Below are 16,756 nucleotides of genomic sequence, written 5' to 3' on the forward strand. Positions count from 1 at the left end.
GCCCACCTCGCCGCATCGCTGCCCGCCGGGCCCGACGGGCGTCCTCTGACGGGCGTGGTGCACGCGCCGCGCGCCACCGCGTCCGACGGCCCGCTGGACAAGGCGCTCGACGAGGTCCTGAGCGCCGGACTCCCCGCTCTGACCGGCCTTTCCAGCACCGCGGGCCCGATCGCCCTGTTCCTCGCCGTGGACGTGGACGACCTGGTCGGCGCCCCGGGCACCGGTGCCGTGGCGGCCCTGACCGGCTGGTGGGAGGCCGCGGCCCGGGAACGGGCCGCCGACCGGGCGCAGGTACGTCTGATCGCCGCCGACCCCGACGCACTCGACCTCGCCGTGCTGGAACGGGCCATGGAACGGGCGGACGGGCTGCTGGTCGTCACGGGGCGGGACTGGGCGCAGTACGCCGGCACGCACGCGGACACCCGCGGCAGGCGCCTGCTGGAGGGCGTCCCCGAGGCGCGGGCGGCGCTGGCCGCGGCGGCCCCGGCCGGGGAGGCGGGGAAGTCCGGCCTGCTGGCCGGGGTCGACGGACCCGAGTCGCTGCGCCGTGTCCTCGCCGCACGGGACGCCGACCACAAGCTGGAGACACTGGTGGAGCTGGTGCGCGGTCAGGTCGCCGTCGTTCTCGGGCACGCGTCGGCCGACGCCGTGTCCGCCGACGGCGACTTCATGGACCTGGGGTTCGCCTCGCTCACCGCGGTGGAGTTCGGGCACCGCCTCGCCGCGATCACCGGGCTGAAACTGCCCACCACCCTGATCTACGACCACCTCAACCCGGTCGAACTCGCCGAGTACCTCGCGGACGAACTCGCCCCCGAACTCACCGCCGCCTGACGGCGCCGACCCCTTTTTGAACCGACAGAAAGCAGGACCCTATGACCTCCGCAGTGGACACCGGCGTCTGGATACGCCGTTACCGGCCCGCCCCCGACGCGGGAGTCCGCTTGCTGTGCCTGCCGCACGCCGGCGGCGCGGCCAGCTACTACGTGCCCGTGGCCGCCGCGCTCGCGCCCGCCGCCGACGTGCTCGCCGTGCAGTACCCGGGGCGTCAGGACCGCCGCTCGGAGGAACCGCTCGGAGACCTGCGGGAGTTGGCGGACCGGGTCGCCGAAGCGGTGGATGACGGCGACGAGCGGCCCCTCGCGGTGTTCGGGCACAGCATGGGTGCTCTCCTCGGCTACGAGGTGGCGCTCCGGCTGGAGGAGGCCGGACGCGGCCCGGTGCGGCTGTTCGCGTCGGGGCGGCGCGCGCCGAGCGCGGTCCGGCCCAGCGAGGACATGCACAAGCGCACCGACAGCGCCCTGCTGGACGGGGTGCGCCGGCTCAGCGGCACCGACGCGCAGGTGTTCGAGGACGAGGAGCTGGTGCGGATGGTGCTGCCCGCGATCCGCGCCGACTACCGCGCCGTGGAGACCTACGAGCCGCGTCCCGGCGACCGGGTGCGCTGCCCGGTGACCGTGCTGACGGGCGACGAGGACCCGATGGCGACGGTGGAGGAGGCCCGCGCCTGGTCCGCCCACACCGAGGGTCCCACCGACCTGCATGTCTTCCCCGGGGGGCACTTCTATCTCAACGACCGCGCGGCGGACGTACTCACCGTCGTCCGGGCCCACTTGGGGCTGTGACACGCCGACGGGGCCGGTGCGTCAGGCGCTGGCGGCCGGGCGGTGTGACGCCGTGCAGCGGCCCAGGAGCCGTTCGGGGGTACGCGGGCCCCGCCGACCGTGGTGCGCCCGCCCCGGTCGCCGGCAACGGCGTCGCGGCCCTTCGACGTTGAGCGGTGCGCCGGGAACTGCCGGCTCTCGTCGGGGCCGCCGCCGCGCAGAGCACCATCGCGCAGCGGCCGTCACCATGCGGACGGCGGCCGGGGGTTTTCCTTCCCCGGCCGCCGGCGCCCGCGTTGGCGTCCGTACCGCCTACGTCGTGATCCACGCCTCCGGCGCCTCCGCGCGCGGCCCCGGGAACAACTCGTCGAGCCGGGTCAGAGCCTCGTGCGGCAGGGTGAGGTCCAACGCGGCGACCGCGCTGTCCAGCTGCTCCACACTGCGCGGGCCGATGACGGGAGCGGTCACCCCCGGACGCGACAGCACCCAGGCGAGGCCGACCTGAGCAGGGTGCTCGCCCAGCTCACGGCAGAGCTCTTCGTACGTTTCGATACGGCCGCGGTGCTCCTCCAGAGCCGGCACAGCCCGCCCCTGCGCCGACTTGACCGCGCTCCCCTCGCGCAGCTTGGCGAGGACCCCGCCGAGTAGTCCGCCGTGCAGTGGCGACCACGGAAGCACGGCCATGCCATAGGCGCGGGCGGCGGGGATGAGTTCCAGCTCGGGCAGGCGGGTGACCAGGTTGTACGCGCACTGCTCGGAGACCAGGCCGAGGAAGTGCCGCCGGCCGGCCGCCTCCTGGGCCATGGCCACGTGCCAGCCCGCGAAGTTGGACGAGCCCACGTACAGCACCTTTCCCTGGCTCACCAGCAGGTCCAGTGCCTGCCAGATCTCGTCCCAGGGCGCCGTGCGGTCCACGTGGTGCAACTGGAAGAGGTCGATGCGGTCGGTCTGCAGTCGGCGCAGGGACGCCTCGCAGGACGCGACGATGTGTCGGGCCGACAGACCGCTTTCGTTGGGCGCGCCGGACATCTCGTGGCCGACCTTGGTGGCCAGCACGGTCCGGTCCCGGCAGGACGGGTCCTTGGCGAACCAGCGGCCGATCGTCTCCTCCGTATAGCCCTTGTGCACGCGCCAGCCGTACATGTTGGCGGTGTCGACGAAGTTGAGGCCCAGGTCGAGGGCGCGGTTCAGGATGCCGTGTCCGTCCTTCTCGTCCACCCGTCCGCCGAAGTTGACCGTTCCCACGCACAATCTGCTGATCTTCAGTGCGGTGCGGCCCAGACGTGTGTAGTGCATACGTCTCTCTCCTGATTCCTTGCTCGGTGGGTCCGAAGGCCGGTCAACTGGTAGTGGCCGCTTGGTACCTCGTCCGGCGGTACCACCGCGCGGTCTCCTCCAGCCCGTCCCGCAGGGCGGTCGGCTCGAAGTCGATCAGCTCGTCCATCCGGCTGACGTCCAGGGTTCGCGTGCCAGGGCCGGTGGGCTTGGCCGGGACGAGCCGGATGGACTCGGGGCCGCCGAGCACCGACGACAGCAGCTTGGCCAGGCCGAGGATCGAGATCTCCTCGCGGGTCCCGATGTTGAGGGTGTGGTGCCGGTTCGACTCCACCATGCGCAGGGTGGCACGCACGACGTCGCGGACGTGGACGAAGGTGCGCGTCTGGCTGCCGTCGCCCCAGATCTCGATGTCCTCGCCGCGGGCGATGCGGTTCATCAGCCTGGGGACGACCCGGCTGACGGATGCGTCGAAGTCGTCCCGCGGGCCGTAGACGTTCGTCGGTCTGGGCACGAAGATCCGCATGCCGTACTGCGTGCGGCAGAACTCTGCCAGCATCTCGGTGTAGATCTTCGCCAGCGCATAGCCGTTCTGCGTGGAAACCGGATATCGGCGGTAGTCGTCGTCCTCGCGGGCCGGACTCGGCGCGAGTTCCGAGTAGATCTCCGCCGACCCCATCATGACGACGTCGCCGACGTCGTAGGCCCGGGCGACCCTGAGAACGTTTGACGCCATCCGCATGTTCGCGTCGAGTATCAGCGCCGGGTTGCGTTTCTTGAATTCCGCATTCCCGTACAGGGCGGCGCAGTGCACGATGAGGTCGACTGGCGGCGTGAGGGAGCGGAGCGCGGCGGACAGCCCGGTGTAATCCAGAAGGTCGAGCGAAAGAAGCCGGGCGCGGTTCGCCGATGGCAGAACCTCCGGCATTTCCGGCTTTTCACCGCGGTGGACACACACTACACAGGCGCCGTATTCCAGAAGCTGTTCGACGAAATGCGAGCCGATGAAGCCGAGGCCGCCGGTGACGACGACCCTCTTCCCTGCCCAGTGTTTCTCAGACATTTCCGCCCTCCAGGTGCGCTGCCGTTTCCACCTGGCTGCCCCACGGACAGTAGGCAGTAGCCGTCCTCGGATATTCGGGGTGCGGCAGGCCGGGTAAGCGGCGGCGAGTACAGAGATTCGTCAACCATGTACGGGTTGTGTCAGTCGGCGCGGGAACGGCGGCCGGTTCGGCCGGCTCCGCCGGCTCTCCGGCGCCGACGGTCGGCCCCCTGGCGTGCCGCCGGTCATGACGGCCGCGCCACGGAACGCAGGCACGCGAGCAGGGTCCGCGCCTGGACGTTGACGCTCAGCCCGGCGCTGGTGAGCCGTTCCAGCTGACGCACGCTCAGCCAGGCGTACCCGGGCGGCGGCGGCTCGGCGGCGAGGGCGCCGTCGGGCTCGACGAGGAGGTAACGGCTGACGGCGTTGCGGAACCGGCCGCCCTCCTCGGCGTGCACGGCGTTGTAGCGGATCCGGGCGGGCGGCGCGGCCAACACCTCGTCGAGGTAGCGGGGACGCCTGTCCTCGGGGTAGTTGGCGGGGACGCACTGGACAGTGGGCGCCACCTCGACCACCAGGGGCAGGCCGCCCTCCATGCGGGCGTGCGCCAGGACGTGCGGTACGCCGTCGAATTCGTGCAGCAGAAAGGCGGCTACGCCCTCGCCGTGCGGTTCGATCAGCGGCTGCGTCCAGCTCGGCACCTCACGGTTGCCGGCTTCTACGGCGACCGCGACGACATCGAAGAAGCGCCCGTCCTCGCGGGTGATCTCGCGCTCGGTGCGTGCCCAGCCGGGCAGCCCGGTCAGCGGGACCAGCTCGATCGTCCAGTCCTGCGTGGAGCGGTGCTCGGTGAGCCAGCTCAGGACCTCCGCGTCCGGGGTGAGCGCCAGTCGGCTGTCCGGCAGCTCCGCGCAAGGGGGCAAGCTGGACAGCACGGTGCGGGAGTCCATGTTGACCGTGTTGTCCCGGCGGAGCAGTTCGTAGAGCTGACCGAGGGTGAGCCAGCAGAAGTCGGGGTGCGGGGGCACCTCGTCGCGGGTCTCGACGATCATGTTGCGGTTGTGCTTGCGGTAGAACCACGAGCCGTGCTCGGACTGCAGCACGTCCGCCAGGATCCGGCCCTGGCGCGGCCCGGCGAAGTACTCCACGTATCTGACGGGCGCGCCGCGGTGCACGCGCGTGTAGTTGCTACGGGTCGCCTGCACGGTCGGCGACAGTTGCAGCAGGTTCGGATTCCCGGGTTCCATCTTCGCCTGCATCAGAAAATGCAGAACACCGTCGATTTCCTTCGCCAGGATTCCGAGAATGCCGACCTCGGGTTGCCGGATGATCGGTTGGTGCCATTCAGGGAAGAACCCGGCCGAGGTGCGGACCCGCAGTCCTTCCACGGTGAAGAATCTTCCGGACTGGTGGACCAGGTTTCCGGTCGGCTGACGGAAATTCCAGCCCTTCAGTTCGGCGAAATCGATCCGCCGCACCCGGAAGGCGTGTTCGCGTCCGCGGTCGGCCAGCCAGCCGGCGAAGTCCGCGGTGGCCAGCCCTGCGCCCCGCTCGGTCACCCGCGCCGACTGGGCTAGAAGATCCGTGGTCCGCCGGTCCCAGCGCGGACCGGTCCGCGAGCCGGTCCGTGAGCCGGTCCGCAGGTCGCCCGCGAGTGCCACCGCCCCGTTCTGCGCGGCGGAGTCCATCGTCGCTGCACGTGTCGTCACTTCCGACACCGTACGGACGCCGGGCCCCCCTATTGGCCCCCTAATCTCCCCTGTCAGAAAGCAGCGGACCGGAATTGTTCGGGAGTTGTCCGGGGCCCGGCGTTCGGCAATCTTCTGCGAGGGCCGCGGGCTTGCTAGTTTGCCGGACGGAATCGACCCGACTAGGCCGCATCCGGCTGAGACGGCAGGAAAACGAATTGTCGAACGAAACGCAGAGTGCGCAGAGTACGCACGGCGGGCAAGGTCCGCGGGTCTCGCAGGGCGCGGGCGCGGGCGCGGGGACGCCCGGCGGCGCGGCGGACGACGCCGCCTTCGCCGTCGCTGTGCTCGCCGACGCGGCCCGGCTCACGGTGGCGGAGGAACGGTGGGCGGATCTCGAGGCGCGGCGCGGCCGGCTCCTCGGCGCCGGCCGGGCGCTGGAGGTACTCGACCTGGACGGGCAGCGGCTGCACCCCGCGTTCCGCCTCGAATGGAAGTGACAGGGACGTGAACCCGATGACAGAGATCGAGACCGTCACCGAAACGGCTGCCCCGGGCCACGAGATGAGCGCGGTGGAGGCGGCGGCCCGCATCGCCGACGGCGGGCTGAGCCCCGTCGACCTGGCCCAGCAGGTCCTCGCCCGCATCCGCGAGGAAGACCCCCGGGTGGGCGCGTACACCGTCGTCCTGGAGGAGTCGGTCCTCGAGGAGGCCGAGCGGGCCTCCGCACGTATAGCCCGGGAGGGCCCGCGCGGCCCGCTGGACGGGGTGCCCGTGTCGGTCAAGGACCTGTTCGACGTGGCGGGCACGCCCACCTGGGCCGGTTCGGCCGCGCTGTGCCGGGCCGGCGGGACCCCGGCCGCCGCCGACGCCCCGGTGGTGGCGCGACTGCGGTCGGCGGGGGCGCTCGTCCTCGGCAAGACGCGGATGGACGAGTTCGCGTTCGGCACCGTCACCCCGGGCACGCGCAACCCGCGCTGCCCCGAACGCTCCGCCGGCGGCTCCAGCGGCGGCGCCGCCGCGGCCGTCGCGGCCGGCATGGGCCCCCTGGCCCTCGGTACCGACACCGGCGGCTCGGTGCGCATCCCGGCCGCCATGTGCGGGGTGGTCGGGCTGAAGCCCACGTACGGGGTGCTGCCGGGTGAGGGCGTGGCCCCGCTGTCCTGGTCGCTGGACACACCCGGCGTGCTGTCGCGCAGCGTGGCCGATGCGGCCCTGGCTTTCTCGGTACTGACCGGAACGGGCGCCGATGCGCACTTGGAGCCGTGGTCGGTGCCGGAGCCCGCCTCGGCGGAGGGGCTGACGCTCGCCGTCCCGGACGACGCGCTGTTCTCACGCTGCTCCCCCGACGTGGCGGAGCGTGTCGCCGCCGGGGTGGACCTGCTCGCCGCCGCGGGCGCACGCATCGTGCGGGTGAGCCTTCCGATGGCCGACCTTGTGTCACCCGCTGTCGCGCTGATCATGGCCGCGGAGGCCAGCGCCCACCACCGCCGTGCCCTGCGGGACGGCACCGCGCTGCATCCGACGACCCGCGACCGGCTGGAGGAGGGCGCGCTGGTCCCGGCCCGCGACTACATCGACGCGCTGCGCACCCGGCAGCTCCTGCACGCCAAGTGGCAGGAGGCGTTCGAGGGCATCGACGCGTTCGTCCTGCCGACGGTCGCCATCCCCCCGGTCGCGCACGGCGAGTTCTTCCTGCCGCAGCCCGACGGCGGCATGGACGTCGTGCCCGTCGCCAGCACCCGCTTCGCCCACCCGGCGAGCCTGACGGGCCTGCCCGCCCTCTCCGTGCCCTGCGGCTCCCCCGAGGACGGCCTCCCGGTCGGCCTGCAGTTCATGGGCCGCCCCCACGGCGAACAGACCCTCCTGCGGCTCGGCCGCCTCTACGAGTCCCTGAGCGGCGGCCCCTGGCCGGTGGCCGAGGTGCCGGCCGGAGGCTGAACGGACTCCCGGGCGAACGGGATCGCGGGTCGTCGGCCCGTCCGCCCGGGTCGGTTGTTGTTCGTCTTCGTGTGCGGCGGCGGTCCGGCCCGCCGTGGATGCCGTGACGACGTAGGTTTGCCGGTACCGACGCCGGTGGCCTCGCGGGACCGGCCCGTGACCGTCCCGGAGGGCGTGCCGGGAGAGGTGTTCCAGCGCCCCTGGACTTCCTGCTGCCCAAGGATCCCACGGCGCGTGGTCGGGGCCGGGCGGGGACTGCACGCCCCGACACGGAGGACGGCACCCTCCTCGTGCTGGTCCATCCGCGGAGGGGCGGTGTGTGGACGCCGCCGGAGTTCCACGGCTCGGCGGACCCGACGGGCTCACCAGGTTCGGCGGGCTCACCAGGACCGACGGGGACGCCCGACCCGCCAGGCCCAGGCCCAGGCCCAGGCGCAGGCGCAGGCCCACGGGCATCGCCTACCCCGTCCCTCTGCCCTCGGCGTAAGGCTCTGCCCCGCCTTCTCCCGCCGCATCCACCCGTCCCCGCGTCCCCCGGCGGTCTCAGAGCTGGTCGGCGGCGAACGCGGCCAGGGCCTCAGCCGTGCGGTGTTCGAAGACGTCCTGGAGGCGCAGGGTCAGGCCCTCCTCGCGGGCGGCGGCGACGAGGCGGATGGCGCCCATGCTGTCCCCTCCGCGCAGGAAGAAGTCGTCCTCGGGCCCGATCCCGTTGATGTCGGCGTCCCCGAGACCGAGGACGTCCGCGAACAGTCGGCACAGCAGCTTCTCGCCCGGCGTGGAGGGCTCGCGCCCGCGCCCCGCCGGTGCGCCGAAGTCGGGGGCCGGCAGGGCGGAGCGGTCGAGCTTGCCGTTGGGGGAAAGAGGAAGGGCGTCGAGGACGACGACGGCGGACGGCACCATGTAGGCGGCCAGCGACTCGGCGGCGTACGCCCGCAGTTCCTCCCCTGCGCAGCCCTCGCCGACCGCGTAGGCGACGAGGCGCTGGGCGCCCGGGCTGTCCTCACGGAGCAGCACGGCGCACTGCGCGACACAGGCGTGGCCCAGCAGCACCTGCTCGACCTCGCTCAACTCCAGTCGCTGCCCGTGCAGTTTCACCTGGTCGTCGGCGCGGCCCACGAAAACGAGGGTGCCGTCGGGGGACTGCCGTACGAGGTCGCCGGTGCGGTACATGCGCGCGCCGTCCGGCTGCCAGGGGTCGGGGACGAAGAGTTCGGCGGTGAGGTCGGGCCGGCCGAGATAGCCACGGGCGACTCCCGCTCCCGCCAGGTGGAGTTCACCGGTCTCGCCAGGTGCGCACGGCTCGCCCTGCTCGTCGAGAACGTAGGCGCGCGTGTTGGGCACGGGCCGTCGGCCGATGGTCGGCGAGGGGTGTTCAGCGAGCGGGGCGACGAACGCGTCGACGGTGCACTCACTGGGTCCGTACAGGTTGAGCGCGAGCAGCTGCGGCAGGGCGCGCAGCCGGTCCCACTGGACGGGCCCGATGGCCTCGCCGCCAAGCGCGAGCACCCCGGGCCGGTGGGGCAGACCGGTGTCGAACAGACCGCCGCGGTCGAGCTGTTCGGCGAAGGTGGGGGTGGTCTCCACGACGTCGATGCGGTGCTCGGTGATGTGCGGGACCAGCAGGGCCGGATCCCGGCGGACGTTGTCATCGACGAGGTGCAGTTCGTGCCCCTCGAACAGCCACAGCACCGGGTCCCAGGCCGCGTCGAACGACAGCGCGGCGGTGTGCGCGACGCGCAGCCGCTCCCGTCCGAGGTTCCGGGTCGCGGGCCCGAAGAACAGTTCGCGGTGCGCGACGATCAGGTTCATCAGGGAGCGGTGCTCGACCACCACGCCCTTGGGGCGCCCGGTCGAGCCCGACGTGAACAGCACGTACGCGGCGTCGTGCGGCCTGAGCGGCCGGGTGCGCTCGGCGTCCTCGACGGGGTCGGAGGACAGGGCGTCCGTCGCCGCGGCGCTGCCCGGATCGTCCAGGCACAGCGCGGGCACGCCCGGCGCGAGCCGCGCTGCGAGATCTCGGGTGGTGAGCAGCAGGCGGGGGCGCGCGTCGGCGAGCATGCCGGTGATGCGCCGGTGCGGGTAGCCGCTGTCCACGGGCACGTAGGTGGCGCCGGCGGTGAGGACGGCGAGCAGCGCGACGACCGAGTCGGCGGTGCGCGGCAGCAGTACGGCGACCAGGTCCTCGGCGCCGACGCCCTCCGCCAGCAGCCGGCGGGCCAGCCGCTGCACGCGGGCGTGCAGCGCGCCGTAGGTGTACGTCGCGTCGGGCGCGACCAGGGCCGTGGCGTCGGCACACCCGTTGGCCACGGCGCTGAGCAGGTCGGGCAGCGGAGTGCCGGGGACGGGCCGCACGGGCCCGGTCAACGCGTGCGCCGCGACGTCGGCCGTACCCGGCGGGCGGGCGTCCTCGCTTGCCATGGTGTCGTCCTCGCGGTCCGGGGCGGGCGTCACTTCAGGAGGGCGGAGACGGCCGCGGCCACCTCGGCGGTCGCCAACAGGTCGACGTGCGCGATGTCGGGGAAGGGGATCTCCTTTGCGACCAGCCGGCCTGCCTCGCCGCTGCCCGCGGAGGTCACGGCGGTCGCGGTGGACCAGGCGCCGACCAACGCCTCGGGCTCCTGCGCCGCGATCTGGCTGGAGCCGCACACGAAGGACACGTACGTGGTGAAGCCGCCGAGGAACTCCGCCGTACGCTCGTCGTCCAGCCCGGCGCGACGGCACGCGGGCTCGCCGTACTCGCGAAACCACCGGCTCAGCTCGGCGCCCAGGGCGGTGAGGTCATCGGCCTGCTCGCGTGCCTGCTCGCCGCGCTGCCGCGCCGCAGCGGATTCCTCGGCGCTCAGCTCCGGCAGGAAGCGTTCCATGATCTGCTGGTACTGCCAGTAGAGGAAGAACTCCTGCGGGATGTCCGGGTCGAAGAAGACCACGTCCGGCATCTCGCCCTGCAACGCCCCGATACGGTGTGCCAGGACGGCCGCGTACGGACTGGCGGCGCAGAATCCCATCACCGCGCGCACCGGACGCCCGCTCGCCTCGACCCCGGCCATCCAGCGGTCGATCCATTCGGCGCCGGACAGTGTGGTACCTGAGGCCAACGGCGGCGGCAGCGTCTCCCAAAGGGCGTACGGAATGTCGAGCCGCTCGGCGAGATCCGTGAAACCGGCTTCCCGCCGTCCCGTACCGGGAAAGTCGACGGCGAGAACGATGCCGTCCGCCGTCCCGTCGGACCGGACTGCCCAGGACCCGCTCCCCCTCATGATGTGCCTGCCTCCCCGAGAGCCGCTGAAACGCTCGTCAACCGCGTTCGAACGCAGACTTTAGGCGCGCCGCACCCGCGGACAAACCCCAATCAGCCCCCTAGTCGCCCCTGTGGCGGCGGGACATGGTGTGACTCGGACCGGCCGATCGCGCCGCCCCTGGCACTGCTCGGTGCCAGGGCCGTCCAGTAGGACACGGACGGCGCACCGCTCAGGTCGACGTCCGTTCACCGCCAGCACGGGCCCGGCGGCCCGGCTGGGATGGACCCATGAACACGAACACGCACACGAACCCATTGGCCCCCGCCACCGCTCCCCTGTCCGGCCGCACCGCCCTGGTGACCGGCGGCAGCCGGGGCATCGGCGCGGCGACGGCCCTGCGGCTGGCCCGGGAGGGCGCGGACGTGGCCCTCACCTACGTCAACGGCAAGGACGCGGCGGAGGACGTCGTACGGGCCGTCGAGGCCCTGGGACGCCGAGCGGTGGCCCTGCGGGCCGACTCCGCCGACGCGGACGAGGCGGCGGGGGCGGTCGAGCGGGCCGCCACGGCGCTCGGCGGCGGTCTCGACGTGCTGGTCAACAACGTGGGCCTCGGCCTGCTCGGCCCGCTGGAGAGCCTGGCCCTCGCCGACGTCGACCGGCTGCTGGCCGTGAACGTCCGCGGTGTCTTCCTGGCCTCCCAGGCGGCCGCGGCCCGCATGGGCGAGGGCGGGCGGATCATCACCGTCGGCACCTGCATGACCCAGCGGGTGCCGGGACCCGGCGGGACGCTGTACGCGATGAGCAAGTCGGCGCTGATCGGGCTGACCAGGGCTCTGGCGAGGGAGCTGGGGCCGCGCGGGATCACGGCGAACATCGTGCACCCGGGACCGATCGACACCGACATGAACCCGGCGGACGGTCCCTACGCGGACGGACAGGCGGCCATGACGGCGCTGGGCCGCTTCGGCACGGCGGACGAGGTGGCCTCGACGGTGGCGTTCCTGGCGACCGCCTCGTACGTCACGGGCGCGGAGTACGCGGTGGACGGCGGCCACGCCGCGTAACGCCACCGACGCACGCGCGGGGCGCACCGGTGCTGTCCTGCCGGTGCGCCCCGCGGGTCTGTGCCGGGCGGGTCTGTGCCGGGCGGCGGGTCAGCCGCCCGGTTCCCGGGTCAGCCGCCCAGTTCCTGGTGGCGGGCGGCGAGATGGGCGGCGCCGTCCTCCGTCAGGGTGCCGAACAGGCGCAGGCGGGAGATGCCGCCGTCGGGGAAGATGTCCACGCGCGCGTGCGTGCCGACGGCCGCCTCCGGCAGGACGAAGCGGTGGTTGGTGTCGGGCTGCATCCGGGTGCGCGGGAGCACCTCGCGCCACACGCCGCCCTCGTCGTCTCCGCCGTCCCTGACGGAGACGGACGCCCAGCCGGCGCTGTTGCCCTTCAGGTAGGCCGTGTCGATCTCGATCGCGCGGATCTGGGAGCGGTCCACCAGGCGGTACTGGATCCAGTCGTTGCCCCGGTCGCGGCGGCGGCGGGTCTCCCAGCCGTCGTCCATCTTGCGGGAGCGGCCCGGCTGGATGGTGTTGGTGGCCGGCGAGTAGAAGAGGTTGGAAGCGTCCTCGACCTGTCCGCCGTTCTCCAGGGCGACGACGTCGAAGGTGCCGAGGGCGGCGAGCCACGCCGGGTCGGGCACGACCTCGCCGTGGACGCGCAGGCGGGCGATGCCGCCGTCGGGGTGCTGCTTGAGGCGCAGGTGGGTGAAGCGCTGCTCGGCCGAGACGGCGAAGCCGTTGGCGGCGTGGCCGCCGACCGGGGTGCGCGGGACGAGGGTCGTCCACTTCACGTCGTCGGCGAGCAGTTCCTCCGGGGAGGGGGAGCCGGCGACCGAGGCGCCCTCGACGGAGACGGCCTGCGGGTAGTTGCCGCGGAAGTGGGCGGTGTCGACGACGATGCCGCGGATCACGCCCGGCGCGCCGAGGCGGATCAGCGCCCAGTCGTGGTCCTCCTCGGTGGGCCACGGGTGCTCGGCGGAGACGCCGCGGCGCCGGCGGGTCTCCCAGCCGTCCATGACCTTGCCCTTGTGCCCGAAGTGCTCCGGGTCGAACTCGGCGGGCTCGGGCACCAGCAGGTTCTCGCGCTGGGCGAAGAACTCGTCGTTGGCGGCGACGACACCCGCGCCGAGCTGCCGGTCGGCAAGGTTGGCGTACTGGGTGAAGGGAAGGTCGGCGGTGCGGTAGTCCGCGTACGGGTCGCCGCCTCCGTAGGGCTTGGCATCGCCGGTGAAGCTGGCCAACGAGGGGGTCTGCTGGGCCGTCACGGTGATCAGGTGTTCCTTTCGGGGCTGTTCGGGAGGGACTCGGTTCAAGGGGTGGCCGGGCACGTCAGGCCCGGTCGAGGAGCTGTCCCTTCGGGTCGGTGAACGCGCCGTCCGCCACGACGCGCGTTCCGCGCAGCCAGGTGGACTTCACGACGCCGTACAGGGTCTTGCCCGCGTACGCGGTGACGCGGTTGCGGTGCTGGAGGGCGGCCGGGTCGACGGTGAAGGTCTCGTCGGGGGCGAGGACGGCGAAGTCGGCGTCGTGGCCGGCCGCGATGGCGCCCTTGCGCGCGTCGAGCCCCACCAGGGCGGCCGTGCGCGTCGACATCCAGCGGACGATGTCCTCCAGGCCGTGGCCGCGCTCGCGGGCCGCGGTCCACATGGCCGGCAGGCTGAGCTGGAGACCGGCGATGCCGCCCCAGGCGGTCGCGAAGTCCTCGGTCTTGAGGTCGGCCGTGGACGGCGAGTGGTCGGTGACGACGCAGTCGATGGTGCCGTCGACGAGCGCCTGCCAGAGCAGGTCCTGGTTGGCGGCCTCGCGGATGGGCGGGCAGCACTTGAACTCGCTGGCGCCGTCGGGCACTTCCTCGGCGGTGAGGGTGAGGTAGTGCGGGCAGGTCTCGACCGTCACCTGCACGCCGTCGGCGCGGGCCTCGGCTATCAGCGGCAGGGCGTCGCTGGAGGACAGGTGGAGCACGTGCACGCGCGCGTTGAACCGCTTGGCCTGCGCGAGGAGGGTCGCGATGGCGGTGTCCTCGGCGTCGCGCGGGCGGCTGGCGAGGAAGTGGGTGTACTTGGGGCCGCCCTGCTGCGGGGCGGCGGCCAGGTGGTGCGGGTCCTCGGCGTGCACGATCAGCAGGCCGTCGAAGGCGGCGATCTCCGCCAGCGACCGGGCGAGCTGCTCCTGGTCGAGGTGCGGGAACTCCTCCACTCCCGACGGCGACAGGAAGGCCTTGAAGCCGAAGACGCCGGCCTCGTGCAGCGGACGCAGGTCCTTGACGTTGTCCGGCAGGGCACCGCCCCAGAAGCCGACGTCGATGTGGGCCTTGTCGGCGGCGACCTCGCGCTTGGTGCGCAGGTTGTCGACCGTGGTGGTCGGCGGGATGGAGTTGAGCGGCATGTCCACGAGGGTGGTGATGCCGCCGGCCGCCGCGGCGCGGGTGGCGGTCCAGAAGCCCTCCCACTCGGTGCGGCCCGGGTCGTTCACGTGCACGTGAGTGTCGACCAGGCCGGGCAGGACGACGTGATCGCCGACGTCCTCCAGCCGGGCGCCCGCCGGGACGGGGGCGTCGTACGGCAGCACGGCCGTGATCTTCTCCCCGGTGACCGCGATGGACGCGGCGCGGGTCCCCTCGGGAGTGATGACGCGCGTCGAGCGCAGCACCAGTTCGGCTTCGGACACCCGGATCCCCTTCTCTGCCTGTGCTTGTCTGCCTCTGCCCGTCGAATTTCAACGTTCTGTTGAAGGAGTCTTCACTCCCCCTTCGAGGCCGTCAAGAGGCACCCTTTGTGATGGCATGCCCAATGACCCCGCTCTGGACGTTTCCACAAAGCGGAATTAGAATTCCAGCAAGCAGAACGTAGCTACGTACAAGCCGGTAGTCAACCGGGTGCCGGGTACGCTTCTTTCCTCCCGCCAGCCCCGAAAGGAACGTGCCGTGCCGACGTCCAACGCCAGCACCACCGACTCCGCCAGGTCCGCCACCGGTGGCGTCCAGTCCCTGGAGCGCGCCTTCGACCTGCTCGAACGGATGGCGGATGCGGGGGGCGAGGTCGGCCTGAGCGAGCTCTCGGCGAGCAGCGGGCTGCCGCTGCCGACCATCCACCGCCTGATGCGCACCCTCGTGGCCTGCGGTTACGTACGCCAGCAGCCCAACCGCCGGTACGCACTCGGCCCCCGCCTGATCCGCCTCGGCGAGTCCGCCTCCCGGCTGCTCGGCACCTGGGCGCGCCCGCACCTGGCCCGCCTGGTCGAGGAGACCGGCGAGACGGCGAACATGGCCCTGCTCGACGGCGACGAGATCGTGTACGTCGCCCAGGTGCCGTCCAAGCACTCGATGCGCATGTTCACCGAGGTGGGCCGGCGCGTGCTGCCGCACTCCACGGGCGTCGGCAAGGCACTGCTCGCGGACTTCCCGGCGGACGAGGTGCGGGCCCTGCTGGGCCGTACCGGCATGCCCGCCGCGACCGAGAAGACGATCACCACACCGGACGGCTTCATCGCCGCACTGGAGGACGTACGGCGCCAGGGCTACGCGATCGACGACAACGAGCAGGAGATCGGCGTGCGCTGCCTGGCCGTCTCCGTGCCGGACTCCCCCACCGCCGCGGCCATCTCGATCTCCGGCCCGGCGGGCCGGGTCACCGAGGCCGCGACCGACCGGATCGTGCCCCTGCTCCAGCAGGTGGCGGCGGAGCTGTCGGAGGCCCTGCTGACCTCGAACGGCTCGGCGAACGGCTCGGCGAACGGCTCGAACGGCACCCCGGTCGCCTGAGGCGCCCTTCCCCTAGACGGGACTCAGCGGCGCGGCGGGTCCCCGAACAGTTCCACGGCGTGACGGACCTCCGTCAGCCCCGGCTTGAGGGCGCTGACGGAGCCGATCGCGCCGGCTATCAGCAGCAGGGAGCGGCGCAGGCGGGGCGCCTCGGGGACGCCGTGACCCGCCATCGCGGCGAGGGCGGCCAGTTCGTCCTCCGCGATTGCGCGGTCCGGGAAATCGGCGGGCAGCGCGGCGAGTTGACGGCGCAGCCGCGACACGGCGGTCCGCAGCGCCACCACCCTCACGTCTTCGTCGCCGACGGTCACGTGCCTCTGCCCCAAGCTCCGCAACACAGCCCTCCCCGCCCTCCCCCTGGCACTCCGTTGTGCGCGGGCCAGTAAACGCCACCCCGTGCCGGGCGCGCCACCACGCGGACCGAAATTCAGTCTCCGGAAATTCTCCGGAAATCCCGCGCACGCCGGGGCGTTTGGCGGGCCGTCAGGTATGCAGGACGCATGACCGACAACGAGGCGCAGGCAGAAGACCAGGTGGGCGGCCCGGTGGCGGGGCTGCTGCTGGCCGCCGGGGGCGGCCGGCGGCTCGGCGGCCGCCCCAAGGCACTGCTGGAACACCGCGGACACCTACTCGTCGAACATGCGACCGGCATGCTGCGCGCGGCGGGCTGCGCCCGCGTGCACGTCGTCCTCGGAGCGCGCGCGGAGGACGTACGCGCGCGGGCGGCGCTCGACGGCTGCGTCCTCGTGGACAACCCCGACTGGGAACAGAGCATGGGCTCGTCCCTGCGGGCGGGGCTCCGCTCACTGACGGAGACCGGGGCGCGGGCGGCACTGGTCGCCCTGGTGGACCAGCCCGGCATCGGCGCGGAGGCGATGGCCCGGGTGTGCGCCGGGTACCGGGACGAGACGTCGCTGGCCTCGGCGGCGTACGCGGGCGTGCGCGGGCATCCCGTGCTGCTCGGTGCCGCGCACTGGGCGGGGATCGCGGCGACCGCCACCGGCGACCGGGGTGCGCGCGCCTATCTCAGGGAACACGAGGCGGAGATCGCCCTCGTCGAGTGCGGGGACGTGGCCCGGCCGTACGACATCGACACCGAGGCGGACCTGAGCCACCTTGAGTGAGTGAGGTGGCACCCAGCGCCACCTTCCCTCGACC

At 72.7% G+C, this 16,756-nt stretch carries 14 protein-coding genes and 1 pseudogene; 7 read left to right on the forward strand and 8 right to left on the reverse strand.

Annotated features, from left to right (window positions below; genetic code table 11):
- Nucleotides 1-609: 609 nt before the first annotated feature.
- Nucleotides 610-834: pseudogene (locus NI25_RS40750) on the forward strand (acyl carrier protein); the annotation flags it as partial.
- 41 nt (nt 835-875) lie between these two features.
- Nucleotides 876-1,625, forward strand: coding sequence for a thioesterase II family protein (locus NI25_RS08175; protein ID WP_061441801.1), 750 nt, complete (start codon nt 876-878; stop codon nt 1,623-1,625).
- Between the two features lie 291 nt (nt 1,626-1,916).
- Here NI25_RS08175 and NI25_RS08180 read toward each other — a convergent pair whose 3' ends face one another.
- The 3 genes from NI25_RS08180 to NI25_RS08190 form a co-directional block, all read right to left on the reverse strand.
- Complete coding sequence (locus tag NI25_RS08180; RefSeq protein ID WP_061441802.1) at nt 1,917-2,900, reverse strand: aldo/keto reductase; 984 nt, start codon at nt 2,898-2,900, stop codon at nt 1,917-1,919.
- Between the two features lie 43 nt (nt 2,901-2,943).
- Nucleotides 2,944-3,942 (reverse strand): NAD-dependent epimerase/dehydratase family protein, encoded by a 999-nt coding sequence (locus tag NI25_RS08185; RefSeq protein WP_061441803.1) that lies wholly within the window; start codon nt 3,940-3,942, stop codon nt 2,944-2,946.
- Nucleotides 3,943-4,166: 224 nt separating this feature from the next.
- Nucleotides 4,167-5,630, reverse strand: coding sequence for an NDP-hexose 2,3-dehydratase family protein (locus tag NI25_RS08190; protein ID WP_233520703.1), 1,464 nt, complete (start codon nt 5,628-5,630; stop codon nt 4,167-4,169).
- A 197-nt stretch (nt 5,631-5,827) separates the two neighbouring features.
- Between NI25_RS08190 and NI25_RS08195 the strand changes: the two genes are divergently transcribed.
- Together NI25_RS08195 and NI25_RS08200 are read left to right on the forward strand one after the other, a co-directional pair.
- Nucleotides 5,828-6,109, forward strand: coding sequence for a hypothetical protein (locus NI25_RS08195; RefSeq protein ID WP_061441804.1), 282 nt, complete (start codon nt 5,828-5,830; stop codon nt 6,107-6,109).
- Between the two features lie 16 nt (nt 6,110-6,125).
- Nucleotides 6,126-7,550, forward strand: coding sequence for an amidase (locus NI25_RS08200; protein ID WP_199560851.1), 1,425 nt, complete (start codon nt 6,126-6,128; stop codon nt 7,548-7,550).
- A 543-nt stretch (nt 7,551-8,093) separates the two neighbouring features.
- On the opposite strand, the gene NI25_RS08205 is transcribed toward NI25_RS08200, so the two are convergent.
- Nucleotides 8,094-9,968, reverse strand: a complete 1,875-nt coding sequence (locus tag NI25_RS08205) for a non-ribosomal peptide synthetase (RefSeq protein ID WP_148315115.1) — start codon at nt 9,966-9,968, stop codon at nt 8,094-8,096.
- Nucleotides 9,969-9,997: 29 nt separating this feature from the next.
- On the reverse strand, nt 9,998-10,807 hold the full coding sequence (locus tag NI25_RS08210) for a hypothetical protein (RefSeq protein ID WP_061441807.1): 810 nt from the start codon (nt 10,805-10,807) through the stop codon (nt 9,998-10,000).
- 269 nt (nt 10,808-11,076) lie between these two features.
- Between NI25_RS08210 and NI25_RS08215 the strand changes: the two genes are divergently transcribed.
- Complete coding sequence (locus tag NI25_RS08215) at nt 11,077-11,853, forward strand: SDR family oxidoreductase (RefSeq protein ID WP_061441808.1); 777 nt, start codon at nt 11,077-11,079, stop codon at nt 11,851-11,853.
- Nucleotides 11,854-11,963: 110 nt separating this feature from the next.
- Here the strand turns inward: NI25_RS08215 and alc are convergent, their stop codons facing one another.
- Nucleotides 11,964-13,103, reverse strand: coding sequence for an allantoicase (gene alc, locus NI25_RS08220; RefSeq protein WP_061441809.1), 1,140 nt, complete (start codon nt 13,101-13,103; stop codon nt 11,964-11,966).
- Between the two features lie 64 nt (nt 13,104-13,167).
- On the reverse strand, nt 13,168-14,505 hold the full coding sequence (gene allB / locus NI25_RS08225; protein ID WP_061441810.1) for an allantoinase AllB: 1,338 nt from the start codon (nt 14,503-14,505) through the stop codon (nt 13,168-13,170).
- Between the two features lie 256 nt (nt 14,506-14,761).
- Between allB and allR the strand changes: the two genes are divergently transcribed.
- Nucleotides 14,762-15,598 carry an allantoin degradation transcriptional regulator AllR gene (gene allR, locus NI25_RS08230; RefSeq protein WP_061441811.1) on the forward strand — a complete coding sequence of 279 codons (837 nt, stop codon included), beginning with the start codon at nt 14,762-14,764 and terminating at the stop codon, nt 15,596-15,598.
- Between the two features lie 23 nt (nt 15,599-15,621).
- Here the strand turns inward: allR and NI25_RS08235 are convergent, their stop codons facing one another.
- Nucleotides 15,622-15,936 carry a DUF5955 family protein gene (locus NI25_RS08235; RefSeq protein WP_061441812.1) on the reverse strand — a complete coding sequence of 105 codons (315 nt, stop codon included), beginning with the start codon at nt 15,934-15,936 and terminating at the stop codon, nt 15,622-15,624.
- Nucleotides 15,937-16,098: 162 nt separating this feature from the next.
- Between NI25_RS08235 and NI25_RS08240 the strand changes: the two genes are divergently transcribed.
- The gene (locus tag NI25_RS08240; RefSeq protein WP_061441813.1) at nt 16,099-16,722 is read left to right on the forward strand and encodes a nucleotidyltransferase family protein; all 624 of its coding nucleotides are present in this window, start codon (nt 16,099-16,101) and stop codon (nt 16,720-16,722) included.
- The last annotated feature ends 34 nt before the right edge of the window (nt 16,723-16,756 follow it).

Origin of the sequence: Streptomyces sp. CCM_MD2014 (assembly GCF_000772045.1) — a bacterium.
GTDB lineage: Bacteria > Actinomycetota > Actinomycetes > Streptomycetales > Streptomycetaceae > Streptomyces > Streptomyces salinarius.

What these genes read in the sequence shown, in the direction of transcription:
- NI25_RS08175 (WP_061441801.1), top strand. Translation starts at nt 876, where the DNA reads ATGACCTCCGCAGTGGACACCGGCGTCTGGATACGCCGTTACCGGCCC.
- NI25_RS08180 (WP_061441802.1), bottom strand. Translation starts at nt 2,900, where the DNA reads ATGCACTACACACGTCTGGGCCGCACCGCACTGAAGATCAGCAGATTG.
- NI25_RS08185 (WP_061441803.1), bottom strand. Translation starts at nt 3,942, where the DNA reads ATGTCTGAGAAACACTGGGCAGGGAAGAGGGTCGTCGTCACCGGCGGC.
- NI25_RS08200 (WP_199560851.1), top strand. Translation starts at nt 6,126, where the DNA reads ATGACAGAGATCGAGACCGTCACCGAAACGGCTGCCCCGGGCCACGAG.
- NI25_RS08205 (WP_148315115.1), bottom strand. Translation starts at nt 9,968, where the DNA reads ATGGCAAGCGAGGACGCCCGCCCGCCGGGTACGGCCGACGTCGCGGCG.
- NI25_RS08210 (WP_061441807.1), bottom strand. Translation starts at nt 10,807, where the DNA reads ATGAGGGGGAGCGGGTCCTGGGCAGTCCGGTCCGACGGGACGGCGGAC.
- NI25_RS08215 (WP_061441808.1), top strand. Translation starts at nt 11,077, where the DNA reads ATGAACACGAACACGCACACGAACCCATTGGCCCCCGCCACCGCTCCC.
- NI25_RS08240 (WP_061441813.1), top strand. Translation starts at nt 16,099, where the DNA reads ATGACCGACAACGAGGCGCAGGCAGAAGACCAGGTGGGCGGCCCGGTG.